Source organism: Streptomyces sp. NPDC000880 (assembly GCF_053599675.1).
This window is the reverse complement of the sequence record NZ_JBSFMS010000165.1, coordinates 1-13,972: the sequence shown is the minus strand read 5'-3', so window position 1 is coordinate 13,972 and position 13,972 is coordinate 1. Positions and strand designations below refer to the sequence as shown.

General features: G+C 70.5%; 11 protein-coding genes, 1 pseudogene and 1 riboswitch. Of the genes and pseudogenes, 9 read left to right on the top strand and 3 right to left on the bottom strand.

Annotated features, from left to right (window positions below; translation table 11 throughout):
* Positions 1–65: 65 nt before the first annotated feature.
* A pseudogene (locus ACWDO5_RS32680) lies at positions 66–269 on the bottom strand (transposase); the annotation flags it as partial.
* 352 nt (positions 270–621) lie between these two features.
* Here ACWDO5_RS32680 and ACWDO5_RS32675 point away from each other — a divergent pair.
* The 4 genes from ACWDO5_RS32675 to ACWDO5_RS32660 all read left to right on the top strand — a co-directional run bounded on the left by ACWDO5_RS32675 (position 622) and on the right by ACWDO5_RS32660 (position 3,790).
* On the top strand, positions 622–768 hold the full coding sequence (locus tag ACWDO5_RS32675; protein ID WP_450534169.1) for a hypothetical protein: 147 nt from the start codon (positions 622–624) through the stop codon (positions 766–768).
* Positions 759–974 carry a hypothetical protein gene (locus tag ACWDO5_RS32670; RefSeq protein WP_450534167.1) on the top strand — a complete coding sequence of 72 codons (216 nt, stop codon included), beginning with the start codon at positions 759–761 and terminating at the stop codon, positions 972–974. Before ACWDO5_RS32675 ends, ACWDO5_RS32670 begins: the two co-directional genes overlap by 10 nt.
* Positions 975–1,126: 152 nt before the next feature.
* Entirely contained in the window at positions 1,127–3,520 is a 2,394-nt protein-coding gene (locus ACWDO5_RS32665; RefSeq protein ID WP_450534166.1) for an ATP-binding cassette domain-containing protein, read from the top strand.
* A gap of 93 nt (positions 3,521–3,613) precedes the next feature.
* Positions 3,614–3,790: a hypothetical protein gene (locus ACWDO5_RS32660; RefSeq protein WP_450534164.1), complete on the top strand. Its 177-nt coding sequence runs from the start codon at positions 3,614–3,616 to the stop codon at positions 3,788–3,790.
* Between the two features lie 25 nt (positions 3,791–3,815).
* On the opposite strand, the gene ACWDO5_RS32655 is transcribed toward ACWDO5_RS32660, so the two are convergent.
* Complete coding sequence (locus ACWDO5_RS32655) at positions 3,816–6,266, bottom strand: DNA gyrase/topoisomerase IV subunit A (protein ID WP_450534162.1); 2,451 nt, start codon at positions 6,264–6,266, stop codon at positions 3,816–3,818.
* A 159-nt stretch (positions 6,267–6,425) separates the two neighbouring features.
* On the opposite strand from ACWDO5_RS32655, the gene ACWDO5_RS32650 reads away from it, so the two are divergent.
* From ACWDO5_RS32650 to ACWDO5_RS32635, 4 genes are all read left to right on the top strand, one after another.
* The gene (locus tag ACWDO5_RS32650; RefSeq protein WP_450534160.1) at positions 6,426–7,796 is read left to right on the top strand and encodes a M16 family metallopeptidase; all 1,371 of its coding nucleotides are present in this window, start codon (positions 6,426–6,428) and stop codon (positions 7,794–7,796) included.
* Between the two features lie 17 nt (positions 7,797–7,813).
* Positions 7,814–9,181, top strand: a complete 1,368-nt coding sequence (locus ACWDO5_RS32645) for a M16 family metallopeptidase (protein ID WP_450534170.1) — start codon at positions 7,814–7,816, stop codon at positions 9,179–9,181.
* A 229-nt stretch (positions 9,182–9,410) separates the two neighbouring features.
* A riboswitch (cyclic di-AMP (ydaO/yuaA leader) is annotated at positions 9,411–9,574 on the top strand.
* Positions 9,575–9,587: 13 nt separating this feature from the next.
* A complete protein-coding gene (locus tag ACWDO5_RS32640) occupies positions 9,588–10,358 on the top strand; it encodes a M23 family metallopeptidase (RefSeq protein WP_450534158.1) in 771 nt (256 codons plus the stop codon).
* Between the two features lie 181 nt (positions 10,359–10,539).
* Positions 10,540–11,217, top strand: coding sequence for a GntR family transcriptional regulator (locus tag ACWDO5_RS32635; RefSeq protein ID WP_450534157.1), 678 nt, complete (start codon positions 10,540–10,542; stop codon positions 11,215–11,217).
* Between the two features lie 146 nt (positions 11,218–11,363).
* On the opposite strand, the gene ACWDO5_RS32630 is transcribed toward ACWDO5_RS32635, so the two are convergent.
* Positions 11,364–11,645 carry an HPr family phosphocarrier protein gene (locus ACWDO5_RS32630; protein ID WP_398991003.1) on the bottom strand — a complete coding sequence of 94 codons (282 nt, stop codon included), beginning with the start codon at positions 11,643–11,645 and terminating at the stop codon, positions 11,364–11,366.
* A 162-nt stretch (positions 11,646–11,807) separates the two neighbouring features.
* On the opposite strand from ACWDO5_RS32630, the gene ACWDO5_RS32625 reads away from it, so the two are divergent.
* The coding region (locus ACWDO5_RS32625) for a GNAT family N-acetyltransferase (RefSeq protein ID WP_450534155.1) at positions 11,808–13,972 on the top strand (2,165 nt) is incomplete at its 3' end.

Here is a 13,972-nt window from a genome sequence, read left to right as displayed (position 1 = left end):
GGGCCGCCGCAACCGATCCGCCGGTCACAGCAACGAAGCCGCTTGCTCGTTACCGACCCACGCTCCTAGTGCCCGCGGCAGGCAACGTTGGCGCGCTTGACCACCTCACGCAGCATTCGATCCTGCGCGTGCCGGTTGCGCCAGGCGATGTAGCGCCGGATCAAGAAGGCCTGGGCCTCGTGGCTCTCGTGGTCCGTGCCGTCGAGACAGAAGTGGCGCAGCGCGGTGAACTGGGCCTCGATGCGGTTGAGCCAGCTGGCGGAGTGCGGGAGTGGCGGATACCTCAGGGCCTGAGCAGGTCGAGGACGTAAGCGGAGCAGACCGGGCCAGAGCGGACGCGGAGTGGGGCTGGACGCCGGCAACCCCGGCGCGACGTGGCACGATCTCGCAGGTGACCAGCAGACCCGCCGCGGCGCAGCGCCTGAGCGACCTCGCGCGGCTGCGCCGCGTCCGCGACCGGAGGTCCCGGTGGTCCTCCTTCTCTTGCGGGCTGGGCCCGGTTAAGACGAAACGGCCAACGGCGAAATCGCCATCCGGGGCGATCGGGCTGTCGATTTCCGGACTTCCCGTTCGTCTTCAAGCCAGACAATCCCGACCAGACCCTCGACTTCAGGAGTGACAGTGACCGGCCCTTCCACCCAGGGAATCAAGACCGTGCTGCATCCCGTTTCCGACCTGGCGACGGCCAAGGAGTTGTACGCCGCCCTGGTCGGCGTACCGCCGCAGACCGACGAGTCCTACTGGGCCACACCCGCGACGTGTCCATGATCGAGGGCGAAGTCGAGGTCCTCGAGGTCGACGCGCTGCCGCAGCAGCGGGGTGACCGGTTCGTCGCGCGCACCGGCTTCGACCCGCGTGGGCCGGCCACGCCGTACCGCTGGTTGCGCATCTCCCCGCGCCGCATCCAGGCTTGGCGCGAGGTGAACGAGATGCCCGACCGCGAGCTGATGCGCGACGGCCGCTGGTTGGTCTGACGCCTCGGCCGGGCGCGCCGCGTGGCCGGGGCCCAGAGGCTCCACGGGCCGAAGCGAAGGAGAACCAGACGTACTGCTCGAAGCTGGTCGGATCGAGCCAGGCGACGCCGACGGAGACCGCGAAGGCGGCCCCGCTAACAGATGGAGACACGATGAGCACGGCCAAGAGGACGGACACGCAGTCGCCTGCGCTGCACGTTGCCGACAGCCACGATCTGATCCGCGTGCACGGCGCGCGCGTGAACAACCTCAAGGACGTCAGTGTCGAGATCCCGAAGCGCCGGCTGACGGTGTTCACCGGCGTCTCCGGCTCGGGCAAGAGCTCGCTGGTGTTCGGCACGATCGCCGCGGAGTCGCAGCGGCTGATCAACGAGACCTACAGCGCCTTCGTGCAGGGCTTCATGCCGACGCTGGCGCGGCCGGAGGTCGATGTACTCGAAGGGCTGACGACCGCGATCATCGTCGACCAGCAGCGGTTGGGTGCCGACCCCCGCTCCACGGTCGGCACCGCCACCGATGCCAACGCGATGCTGCGCATCCTCTTCAGCCGGCTCGGGCAGCCGCACATCGGCTCGCCCAACGCGTTCTCCTTCAACGTCGCCTCGGTCCGGGCGAGCGGTGCGATCACGGTCGAACGCGGCGCCGGCAGCAAGACCGTGAAACAGACCTTCACCCGCACCGGCGGCATGTGTACGCGCTGCGAAGGCCGGGGCACGGTCTCCGACATCGACCTCACCCAGCTCTACGACGACTCCAAGTCGATCGCCGAGGGCGCGTTCACCATCCCCGGCTGGAAGTCGGACAGTTGGTGGACCGTGCGGACCTACGCCGAGTCGGGCTTCCTCGACCCGGACAAGCCGATCCGCAAGTACACCAAGAAGGAGATGCAGGACTTCCTCTACCGGGAGCCGACCAAGGTGAAGGTCGAGGGCGTGAACCTCACCTACGAGGGGCTGATCCCCAAGATCCAGAAGTCGTTCCTCTCCAAGGATCGGGAGGCGATGCAGCCGCACATCCGGGCGTTCGTGGACCGGGCGGTCACCTTCACCTCCTGCCCCGAGTGCGGTGGCACCCGGCTCAGCGAGGCGGCCCGGTCGTCGCGGATCGGCAAGATCAACATCGCCGACGCCTGCGCGATGCAGATCAGCGACCTGGCCGAATGGGTCCGCGGTCTCGACGAGCCGTCGGTGGCGCCGCTGCTCGCCGCGCTGCTGCACAGCCTCGACTCGTTCGTGGAGATCGGGCTCGGCTACCTCTCGCTCGACCGGCCGTCGGGCACGCTGTCGGGCGGCGAGGCGCAGCGCGTCAAGATGATCCGCCACCTCGGCTCCTCGCTCACCGACACCACCTACGTCTTCGACGAGCCCACCATCGGCCTGCATCCCCACGACATTCAGCGGATGAACGACCTGCTGCTGCGGCTGCGGGACAAGGGCAACACGGTGCTCGTCGTCGAGCACAAGCCGGAGGCGATCGCGATCGCCGACCACGTCGTCGACCTCGGCCCCGGCGCCGGTACGGCGGGCGGCACCGTCTGCTTCGAGGGCACCGTCGAGGGGCTGCGGGCCGGCGGCACCATCACTGGCCGCCATTTCGACGACCGGGCCGCCCTCAAGGCGACGGTGCGGACGTCCACCGGCACGCTGGAGATCCGCGGCGCCACGGCGCACAACCTGCGCGACGTCGACGTCGACATCCCGCTCGGGGTGCTCTGCGTGGTCACCGGCGTGGCGGGCTCCGGCAAGAGCTCGCTCGTGCACGGGTCGATCCCCGCAGGCGCGGGTGTGGTGTCGGTCGACCAGGGCGCGATCCGCGGCTCGCGACGGAGTAACCCGGCGACGTACACCGGACTGCTCGACCCGATCCGCAAGGCGTTCGCGAAGGCCAACGGCGTGAAGCCGGCGCTGTTCAGCGCCAACTCCGAGGGCGCCTGCCCCAACTGCAACGGCGCCGGCGTCATCTACACCGACCTGGCGATGATGGCCGGCGTCGCCACCACCTGCGAGGAGTGCGAGGGGAAGCGGTTCCAGGCATCGGTGCTGGACTACCACCTCGGCGGCCGCGACATCAGCGAGGTACTCGCGATGTCGGTGACCGAGGCCGAGGAGTTCTTCGGCGCCGGCGAGGCGCGCACGCCGGCCGCGCACGCCATCCTCGGCCGGCTCGCCGACGTCGGGCTCGGCTACCTCAGCCTCGGCCAGCCGCTCACCACGCTGTCCGGCGGCGAGCGGCAGCGGCTCAAGCTGGCCACCCATATGGCCGAGAAGGGCGGTGTCTACGTCCTCGACGAGCCGACCACCGGACTCCACCTCGCCGACGTCGAGCAGCTGCTCGGCCTGCTCGACCGGCTCGTCGACTCCGGCAAGTCGGTCATCGTCATCGAGCACCACCAGGCGGTCATGGCGCACGCCGACTGGATCATCGACCTCGGCCCCGGCGCCGGCCACGACGGCGGCCGGATCGTCTTCGAGGGCACACCCGCCGACCTCGTCGCCGCCCGCTCCACCCTCACCGGCGAGCACCTCGCGGCCTACGTCGGCACCTGACCGAGGCCCTCGCGGACACCGTGAGACGAGCAAGGAGCCCGACGATCAGGTCCGAGGCGCCGTCGGCGGGCCACCTACAAGCGCCCCCACGGGGTGCGTCACTTCCTTGCCGCCTACGACCTCTCCACCAACAGGCTCTATGGGCACATCAATGTGAAGAAGGGCAGGACCGAGTTCCTGGCCTTTCTGCGCTACGTGCGATCGCTCCATCCTCCTGGGGGTCCGCAAGCCAAGGTCGGGACGGACCACCAGAAGACCAAGCAGAACTAACCAGCAAGATTTCGGGCGCATGACACTAGCTCGCCGGCCCCGCCAGCACCGCCACCGCCGACGTCAACGGTGTGCCCGAACCGTCGCGGCGCGGGTCGGTCTCCGGCAGCTCGGCCGGTGCGCCGTTCTTCTGCGCAGCCCGCGCCGGAGCCGCGCCCGCCCAGGCCAGTACGAGCACGTCCTCGCCCTTGAGGAACCGCTGGCAGCGCACCCCGCCCGTGGCCCGCCCCTTGCGGGGGTACTGGTCGAAGGGCGTCAGCTTCGCCGTCATCGCCGAGTCGTCCAGAGTGCCGTGCGAGCCGGCGACCGTGAACACCACCGCGTCCCCGGCCGGGTCCACCGCCGTGAACGAGATCACTTCGGCGCCGTCCGCCAGCTTGATGCCGGTCATGCCGCCCGCCGCCCGGCCCTGCGGCCGCACCTGCGCGGCCGGGTAGCGCAGCAGCTGCGCGTCGGAGGTGATGAAGACCAGGTCCTCCTCGCCCGTACGCAGCTCGGCACCGCCGACGACCCGGTCGCCTTCCCTGAGGGCGATGACCTCCAACTCGTCCTTGTTCGCCGGATAGTCGGGCACCACACGCTTGACCACACCCTGCAGGGTGCCGAGCGCCAGGCCCGGCGAGGACTCGTCGAGCGTAGTGAGGCAGACGACCCGCTCGTCCGCCTCCAGCGACAGGAACTCCGAGACCGGCGCCCCGCCCGAGAGATTGGGCGTCGAAGCGGTGTCCGGCAGCTGTGGCAGATCGATCACCGAGATCCGCAGCAGCCGCCCGGCCGACGTCACCGCGCCCACGTCGCCGCGCTGCGTGGCGGGCACCGCGGAGACGATCACATCGTGCTTGGCGCGCCTGCCGCCGTCGTCCACCGGCGGCTCGCCCGTGGCCGTACGGGCAAGCAGACCCGTCGAGGACATCAGCACCCGGCACGGGTCGTCCGCGACCTCGAGCGCCACCGCGGCGACCGGCGTGCTCGCCGACTCCAGCAGCACGGTGCGCCGCTCGGTGCCGAACTTCTTCGCCACCGCGGCCAGTTCGCCCGAGACCAGCTTGCGCAGCTCGGCGTCCGACTCCAGGATCCCGGTCAGCTCGTCGATCTCGCCGTTCAGCCGGTCGCGCTCGCTCTCCAGCTCGATGCGGTCGAACTTGGTCAGCCGGCGCAGCGGGGTGTCCAGGATGTACTGGGTCTGGATGTCGCTGAGCGAGAAGCGCTCGATCAGCCGCTCCTTCGCCTGCGCGGAGTTCTCGCTCGACCGGATGAGGCGGATCACCTCGTCGATGTCGATCAGCGCGACGAGCAAGCCCTCGACCAGGTGCAGCCGGTCGCGCCGCTTTGTCCGCCGGAACTCGCTGCGCCGGCGCACGACCTCGAAGCGGTGGTCGAGGTAGACCTCAAGCAGCTCCTTGAGCCCCAGCGTGAGCGGCTGCCCGTCCACCAGCGCCACGTTGTTGATGCCGAAGGACTCCTCCATCGGCGTCAGCTTGTAGAGCTGCTCCAGCACGGCCTCCGGAATGAAGCCGTTCTTGACCTCGATGACCAGACGCAGACCGTGCGAGCGGTCGGTGAGGTCCTTGACGTCCGCGATGCCCTGGAGTTTCTTCGACGAGACCAGGTCCTTGATCTTGGCGATCACCTTCTCCGGGCCGACGGTGAAGGGCAGTTCGGTGACGACCAGGCCCTTGCGGCGTGCCGTGACGTCCTCCACGGAGACCGTCGCGCGGATCTTGAAAGTGCCGCGCCCCGTTTCGTACGCATCCTTGATGCCGGCCAGGCCCACGATCCGGCCACCGGTCGGCAGGTCGGGCCCCGGGACGAGCCGCATCAGCGTCTCGAGGTCCGCGCCCGGGTGCTTGATCAGATGGCGGGCGGCGGCGATGACCTCGCCCAGATTGTGCGGCGGCATGTTCGTCGCCATGCCGACCGCGATCCCGGACGCGCCGTTGACCAGCAGATTCGGGTAGGCGGCGGGGAGAGTGACGGGCTCGCGCTCCTGGCCGTCGTAATTCGACTGGAAGTCGACGGTGTCCTCGTCGATCGACTCGGTCATCAGTGACGTCGCGTCGGCCATCCGGCACTCGGTGTACCGCATGGCGGCCGGCGGGTCGTCATTGCCGAGCGAGCCGAAGTTGCCGTGCCCGTCCACCAGCGGCAGGCGCATCGAGAACGGCTGCGCCATCCGCACCAGGGCGTCGTAGATCGACGCGTCGCCGTGCGGGTGCAACTTACCCATGACCTCGCCGACGACACGGGCGCACTTCACATAGCCCCGGTCGGGGCGCAGGCCCATCTCGTTCATCTGGTAGACGATCCGGCGGTGCACCGGCTTCATGCCGTCACGTGCGTCCGGCAGGGCCCGGGAGTAGATCACCGAGTACGCGTACTCGAGGAAGGAGCCCTGCATTTCGTCCACCACGTCAATGTCGAGGATCCTCTCCTCGAAATCGTCCGGCGGCGGGGTCTTCGTGCTGCGGCGGGCCATCGCGGCTGCTGCTCCTTCGCGTACCAGGTCTGGAACTGACGCCGACCATTGTGGACCGTCCCACTGACAACGCTGACCGCGACCCGGGAACTTCGCCAGGTGTCAGCGCGCTTGCATACAGTGGCAGGACTTCTCCATATCGCGATCGAAGGGACGTACATGCCCATGGGTCACACGGCCACAGCGCAGGCCGGTTCCGGCGGCCTGACAGCGACTGAGCACCGGCTGGCCAACGGCCTGCGCGTGGTGCTCTCCGAGGACCACCTGACCCCGGTCGCCGCTGTCTGCCTCTGGTACGACGTCGGCTCACGCCACGAGGTCAAGGGCCGTACCGGCCTCGCCCACCTCTTCGAGCACCTGATGTTCCAGGGCTCGGGCCAGGTGAAGGGGAACGGCCACTTCGAGCTGGTGCAGGGCGCCGGTGGCTCGCTGAACGGCACCACCAGCTTCGAGCGCACCAACTATTTCGAGACGATGCCCACACACCAGCTGGAGCTGGCGCTCTGGCTGGAAGCCGACCGGATGGGCTCGCTGCTTGCCGCGCTCGACGACGAGTCGATGGAGAACCAGCGCGACGTCGTCAAGAACGAGCGCCGCCAGCGGTACGACAACGTTCCGTACGGCACGGCTTTCGAGAAGCTGACCGCCCTCGCCTACCCCGAGGGCCACCCCTACCACCACACGCCGATCGGCTCGATGGCCGACCTGGACGCGGCGACCCTCGAGGACGCCCGCGCCTTCTTCCGTACGTACTACGCGCCGAGCAACGCCGTGCTGTCGGTCGTCGGCGACATCGACCCGGAGCAGACGCTCGCCTGGGTCGAGAAGTACTTCGGCACCATCCCGTCCCACGACGGCAAGCAGCCGCCGCGCGACGGCTCGCTCCCGGAGACCATCGGCCGGCAGCTGCGCGAGGAGGTCGTCGAGGAGGTGCCGGCGCGGGCGCTGATGGCCGCCTACCGGCTGCCGCACGACGGCACGCGCGAGTGCGACGCCGCCGATCTGGCGCTGACCGTCCTCGGCGGTGGCGAGTCGTCCCGGCTGCACAACCGTCTGGTCCGCCGTGACCAGACGGCTGTCGCGGCCGGCTTCGGCCTGCTGCGGCTGGCCGGCGCGCCCTCGCTCGGCTGGCTGGACGTGAAGACGTCCGGAGGCGTCGAGGTCCCGCAGATCGAGGCCGCGGTCGACGAGGAGCTCGCGCGGTTCGCCGCGGAGGGCCCCACGCCCGAGGAGATGGAGCGCGCGCAGGCGCAGCTGGAGCGCGAGTGGCTGGACCGGCTGGGTACGGTAGCGGGCCGCGCAGACGAACTGTGCCGGTACGCGGTGCTGTTCGGCGACCCGCAGCTGGCGCTGACTGCCGTGCAGCGGGTGCTGGACGTCACCGCCGAGGAGGTGCAGGCGGTCGCCAAGGCCCGGCTGCGCCCGGACAACAGGGCAGTGCTGGTCTACGAGCCCATCTCGGCCGGCGACGGCGACGGCGAGGGCGACGACAGCGACGAGACCGACGAGCACGAGGGGACCGACCAGTGAGCGACGCTGCCGTGACCATGCAGTTCCACCCGCAGCCGGCCGCGGGTCAGGCCCGGCCCTGGGCGTTCCCCGCCCCCGAGCGCGGCACGCTGGACAACGGGCTCACGGTGCTGCGCTGCCACCGTCCCGGCCAGCAGGTGGTTGCCGTCGAGATCTGCCTCGACGCGCCGCTGGACGCCGAGCCGGACGGCCTCGACGGCGTCGCCACGATCATGGCGCGCGCCCTGTCGGAGGGCACCGACAAGCACTCCGCGGAGGAGTTCGCGGCCGAGCTGGAGCGCTGCGGAGCCACGCTCGACTCGCATGCCGACCACCCCGGCGTCCGCGTCTCCCTGGAGGTGCCGGTCTCCCGGCTGCCGAAGGCGCTCGGCCTGCTCGCCGAGGCGCTGCGCGCACCCGCCTTCGCCGACAGCGAGGTGGAGCGGCTTGTACGCAACCGTCTCGACGAGATCCCGCACGAGACGGCCAATCCTGCCCGCCGTGCCGCCAAGGAGCTCTCCAAGCAGCTCTTCCCGGCCTCCCTGCGCATGTCGCGTCCCCGTCAGGGCACGGAGGAGACCGTGGTCCGGATCGACTCCGCGGCCGTGCGGGGCTTCTACGAGGCGCATGTGCGGCCCGCCACGGCCACCGCGGTGATCGTCGGCGACCTCACCGGGGTCGACCTGGACGCCGTGCTGGCCGACACCCTCGGCACCTGGAAGGGAGACAGCGCCGCGCCCCGTCCCGTACCGCCGATCACGGCTGACGACACGGGCCGCGTGGTCATCGTGGACCGGCCGGGCGCCGTGCAGACGCAGTTGCTGATCGGCCGCATCGGGGCGGACCGGCACGACCGCGTGTGGCCCGCGCAGGTGCTCGGCGCGTACTGCCTGGGCGGCACCCTCACCTCCCGCCTGGACCGCGTGCTGCGCGAGGAGAAGGGCTACACCTACGGCGTACGGGCTTTCGGTCAGGTACTGTGGTCCGCCCCCGACGGGTCGGGCGCCGCGATGCTCGCCATCAGCGGCTCGGTGGACACCCCCAACACCGGACCGGCGCTGGAGGACCTCTGGAAGGTGCTGCGCACGCTCGGGGCCGAGGGGCTCACTGACGCCGAGCGGGATGTAGCCGTGCAGAACCTGGTGGGTGTCGCCCCGCTGAAGTTCGAGACGGCGGCGTCCGTCGCGGCCACGCTTGCCGACCAGGTCGAGCAGTCCCTCCCGGACGACTACCAGGCGCAGTTGTATGTACGGCTGGCCGAGACCGGCACCGTGGAGGCGACGGCCGCGGCCGTAAACGCCTTCCCGGTGGACCGGCTTGTCACGGTGCTCGTCGGCGACGCCTCGCAGATCGAGGAGCCGGTCAGGGCACTGGGCATCGGTGAAGTGACCGTTGTCACGGGCTGATTGACCGCAAGACGATCGGTCATACCTGGCAAACAACTCTAAGCAGACAAGCAGAACCCCGGCCTCCAAAGCGACGCCGGGGTTCTGTCTTATGCCCGGTTTGATGGAGAGGATGCCTGTCTGCCCTGTGGCATGCACTACAAAACGGCCTGTCTGTTTGGTGAATGAAAGATGCCCCGCCTAGCGTCGGTCCGGCTGTCCGCCAGAAGCCCGCCGCACCCGCGGCATCGGGCAGCCATCGCCGAGTCCCCGTATGGCGCGAGCCTGGGGAGCCGGGGACCCAATCAGTCCCTGGGGTGAATCGGACGCCTTCGCACCCGTGCGGAGGAGCCCGTAGGAGACCTTCCTGCTCCGAACCCGTCAGCTAACCCGGTAGGCGAGAAGGAAGGAAAGGATCAGCCACTTCATGGCGTTCACCCGTGCCACCGGGAAGCACCGTGCCCCGAGCCGCCTGACGCGCAAGAGCGCGAGCATGGCGGGCGTCGCGGCCCTTGCCACGACCGGCGTCATCGGAACCCTCGCTTCCCCGGCGCTCGCTGCCGACACGAGTGCCTCCGCATTCGAGGACACCGGCCTGACCCAGATCGTGGCCGCCGACTCGCTGGCCGACCAGATCGCCGACCAGGCCGCCGCCCAGAAGCGGGAGGCCGCCCAGGCCGCCGCCAAGGCGAAGGCGGAGGCCGAGGCCAAGCGCAAGGCCGAGGCCCGCGCCAAGGAGGCTCGCGAGGCCAAGGAGCGCGCCGCCCGCGAGGCCGAGCGCAAGCGCCTCAACTCCTTCCGGCTCCCCGTCGCCGGCTCGTACGTCACCACCGGCTACAAGGCCGGCGGCTCGCTCTGGTCCTCCGGCAGCCACTCCGGCGTCGACTTCCGTGCCGCGTCCGGCAGCGCGGTCGTGGCCGTCGGCGCGGGCACCGTCGTCGAGGCCGGCTGGGCCGGCGCGTACGGCAACAACATCGTGATCAAGATGAAGGACGGTTCGTACACGCAGTACGGCCACCTCTCGTCCATCGGCGTCTCGGTCGGCCAGCGGGTCACCCCGGGCCAGCAGATAGGCCTCTCCGGCTCGACCGGCAACTCCACCGGGCCGCATCTCCACTTCGAGGTCCGCACCAGCCCCGAGTACGGCTCCGACATCAACCCGGTCGCGTACCTGCGCGCGCACGGCGTCGGCGTCTGAGCGACACCCCTCCGGTGAACGAAGGCCCCGGCCGCCGCCGGGGCCTTCGGCGTTCGGCCCTCTGGCCAAAAGGTATCCAAGAATTTACAGGGGCCATCGGAAAATCCGGTCCACTGCAATAGAGTCACCGAACAGGCGTCAATCGGCTGCGTTTCGCGCGGATTAAAGCGGAGGTTCGGTCATGCGCATTCCCGCGCACTCGGTATGCACGGCGATCCGCGACGACATCGTCTCCGGTGTATTCGAGCGCGGCAGCCGGCTCACGGAGGAGCAGCTGGCGCGCCGCTACGGCGTCTCCCGGGTCCCCGTGCGCGAGGCCCTGCGCACGCTGGAGTCCGAGGGCTTCGTCACCACCCGCCGCCACGCCGGCGCCTGCGTCGCCGAGCCCACCGAGCAGGAGGCGGCCGACCTGCTGGAGGTCCGGATGCTGCTGGAGCCGCTGGGCGCGGCCCGGGCCGCCCAGCGCCGTACGGAGGCGCACCTCAAAGTCCTGCGCGGTCTCGTAAGGCTGGGCCAGGAGCGGGCCCGCCGCGGCCAGGGCGAGGATCTGCGCTCGCTGGGCAGCTGGTTCCACGAGACGCTCGCCCAGGCCTCCGGCAGTCCCGGCCTGACCGCCCTGCTCACCCAGTTGCGGCACAAGATCACCTGGATGTACGCCGTCGACCAGCCCGCCAAACCCATCGAGTCCTGGGGCGAGCACGGCGCGATCGTGGACGCGGTGGCGCGCGGCGATGTGGAACGGGCGCGGGCGCTGACCGCCCTGCACGCCGAGCGGGCCACGGCCGCGCACCGGCTGCGCCGTCTCGAGCGGGTGAGGACTTCGCAACCTGCTGTAAACACCGCGAGCGCCCGCAATTAACAGCCGCACCGTATACAAAGAGAAGATATTTGTGGGGCTGATTTTATGCTGCCCGAATTCATGGGCCGGCCGTAAAAAAGCGGAGCCGCGGTCTCCCGAATTCGGGATGTCGAGGCTCCGCCGTCCAGCAATTCGACTGTCGGGTTTCAGACGGTCTCGGGAAGCTCTTCGAGCCCCTCGGCGACCAGCTTGGCCAGACGGTCCAGGGCGGCGTCGGCGCCGTCCGCCTCGGAAGCGAGCACGATCTCCTCGCCGCCCTGAGCGCCCAGGCCGAGCACCGCGAGCATGGAGGCGGCATTGACCGGATTGCCGTCGGCCTTGGCGATCGTCACCGGGACGCCGGCGGCCGTGGCGGCACGGACGAAGATGGAAGCGGGGCGGGCGTGAAGGCCCTCGGCCCAGCCGACATTGACGCGACGCTCAGCCATGGTGTTGCCCTTCAAGTCTTAGCGGTTGTCTAGACCAGTCTCTCATGCGTTGCTGCGTGCTCGCACCGGCGTTCGGCCGGGAGCGGCCGCCGATCGGACCTCCCCAGACTGCCCGCGGCCAATGGCCGCCGCTACCGGTGGGTGAGCCTTACGCTTTCTGGCATGCAGACCGAGCCGGACCACGCCTACCCCGATCACTGGGAAGCAGACGTGGTGCTGCGCGACGGCGGCACCGCGCGCATCAGGCCCATCACCACCGAGGATGCCGAGCGCCTGGTCAGCTTCTACGAACAGGTCTCGGACGAGTCGAAGTACTACCGCTTCTTCGCGCCCTACCCACGGCTCTCCGCCAAGGACGTCCACCGCTTCACCCACCACGACTATGTGGACCGAGTGGGTCTCGCGGTCACGGTCGGTGGCGAGTTCATCGCGACTGTCCGCTACGACCGGATCAACTCGCAAGGCCGCCCCGCGAGTGCCCCCGCCGACGAGGCCGAGGTCGCCTTCCTCGTGCAGGACGCCCACCAGGGGCGCGGGGTCGCGTCCGCGCTGCTCGAGCACATCGCCGAGGTCGCCCGCGAGCGCGGGATCCGGCGCTTCGCCGCCGAGGTGCTGCCGGCCAACAACAAGATGATCAAGGTGTTCCGGGACGCCGGCTACACCCAGAAGCGCAGCTTCGAGGACGGCTCCGTCCATCTGACCCTCGACCTGGAGCCGACCGCCGAGTCCCTCGCCGTGCAGCGCGGCCGCGAGCAGCGGGCGGAGGCCCGCTCCGTGCAGCGCCTCCTCGCGCCCGGGTCGGTCGCCGTCATCGGCACCGGCCGCGCGCCGGGCGGTGTGGGCCGCACCGTGCTGCGCAACCTCCTCGACGCCGGGTACACCGGTCGTACGTACGCGGTGAACCGCGCCTTTCCCGACGGGCAGCGGGAGGTGGACGGCGTTCCCGCCTTCCGCTCCGTCGGTGAGATCGGGGAGCCGGTCGACCTCGCGGTCGTCGCCGTTCCCGCCGAACGGGTGCCGGAAGCGGTCGCCGACTGCGGAGAGCACGGCGTCCAGGGTCTGGTCGTCCTCACCGCCGGATACGCCGAGAGCGGCGCGCCCGGGCGGGAGCGGCAGCGCGAACTGGTGCGGCAGGCCCGCTCGTACGGCATGCGCATCATCGGCCCGAACTCCTTCGGCATCATCAGTACGTCGGACGCCGTCCGCCTCAATGCCTCCCTCGCGCCCGAGGCCCCGGCGCCCGGCCGCATCGGCCTGTTCACCCAGTCCGGCGCGATCGGCATCGCCCTGCTGGCGGGCCTGCACCGGCGTGGCGCGGGCCTGTCCTCCTTCATCTCGTCGGGCAACCGCGCGGACGTGTCCGGCAATGACTTTCTGCAGTACTGGTACGAGGACCCGGACACCGATGTCGTCCTGCTGTACCTCGAATCGATCGGCAACCCGCGCAAGTTCACCCGCCTCGCGCGGCGTACGGCCGCGGTGAAGCCCGTCGTCGTGGTCAAGGGCGCCCGCCACAGCGGCAGCGAGCCGCCCGGGCACGCGGTGCCGGTGACCCGGATCCCGGACGCCACGGTCGGGGCGCTGCTGCGCCAGGCGGGCGTGATCCGCGTCGACACGGTCACCGAACTCGTCGACGCGGGCCTGCTGCTGGCGGGCCAGCCGCTGCCGACCGGGCCACGGGTGGCGATCCTCGGCAACTCCGAGTCCCTCGGCCTCCTCACCTACGACGCCTGCCTCGCGGAGGGCCTGCGCCCGCTGCCGCCGCGCGACCTCACCACGACGGCCACCCCGGCGGACTTCCGGGCGGCGCTCGCCGAAGCGCTGAACGGCGATGCGTGTGACGCCGTCGTGGTGACGGCGATCCCGTGGGTGGGCGAGAACGGCGTCACGGAATCGGGTGACGGCGAAGTCCTGGCGGCGGCCCTGCGCGACGCGGCGGCGACGTCTCCGGCAAAGCCGGTGGCGGTGGTCCACGTGGAAATCGGCGGCCTGGCGGAGGCGCTGGCAGCGGCCACGAGCACGCGTACGGGTAAGGCCCAGGCAGCGGCCACGGGTACGGGCACCGCGAGCACCGTCACGGCCCCGGCAGCGGCGACGAGCACCCCTACGGCCCCGGCGACCGACGGCCCGGGCCCTGGCACCGGCCACAAGGCGGCGAAAGCTGCCACGCGGCCCGCAGCCGCCCCCAGCCGCACCCCGGAGCAGACCGCGTCCCCCGTTTCCGCCGCCGCGCGCTATGGGGCCCCGGCCCCCGCAGCCGCCCCGCACGACTACCGCATCCCTGCCTATCCGGCCGCCGCGGGCGGGGTCCGCGCGCACGGCGAGGC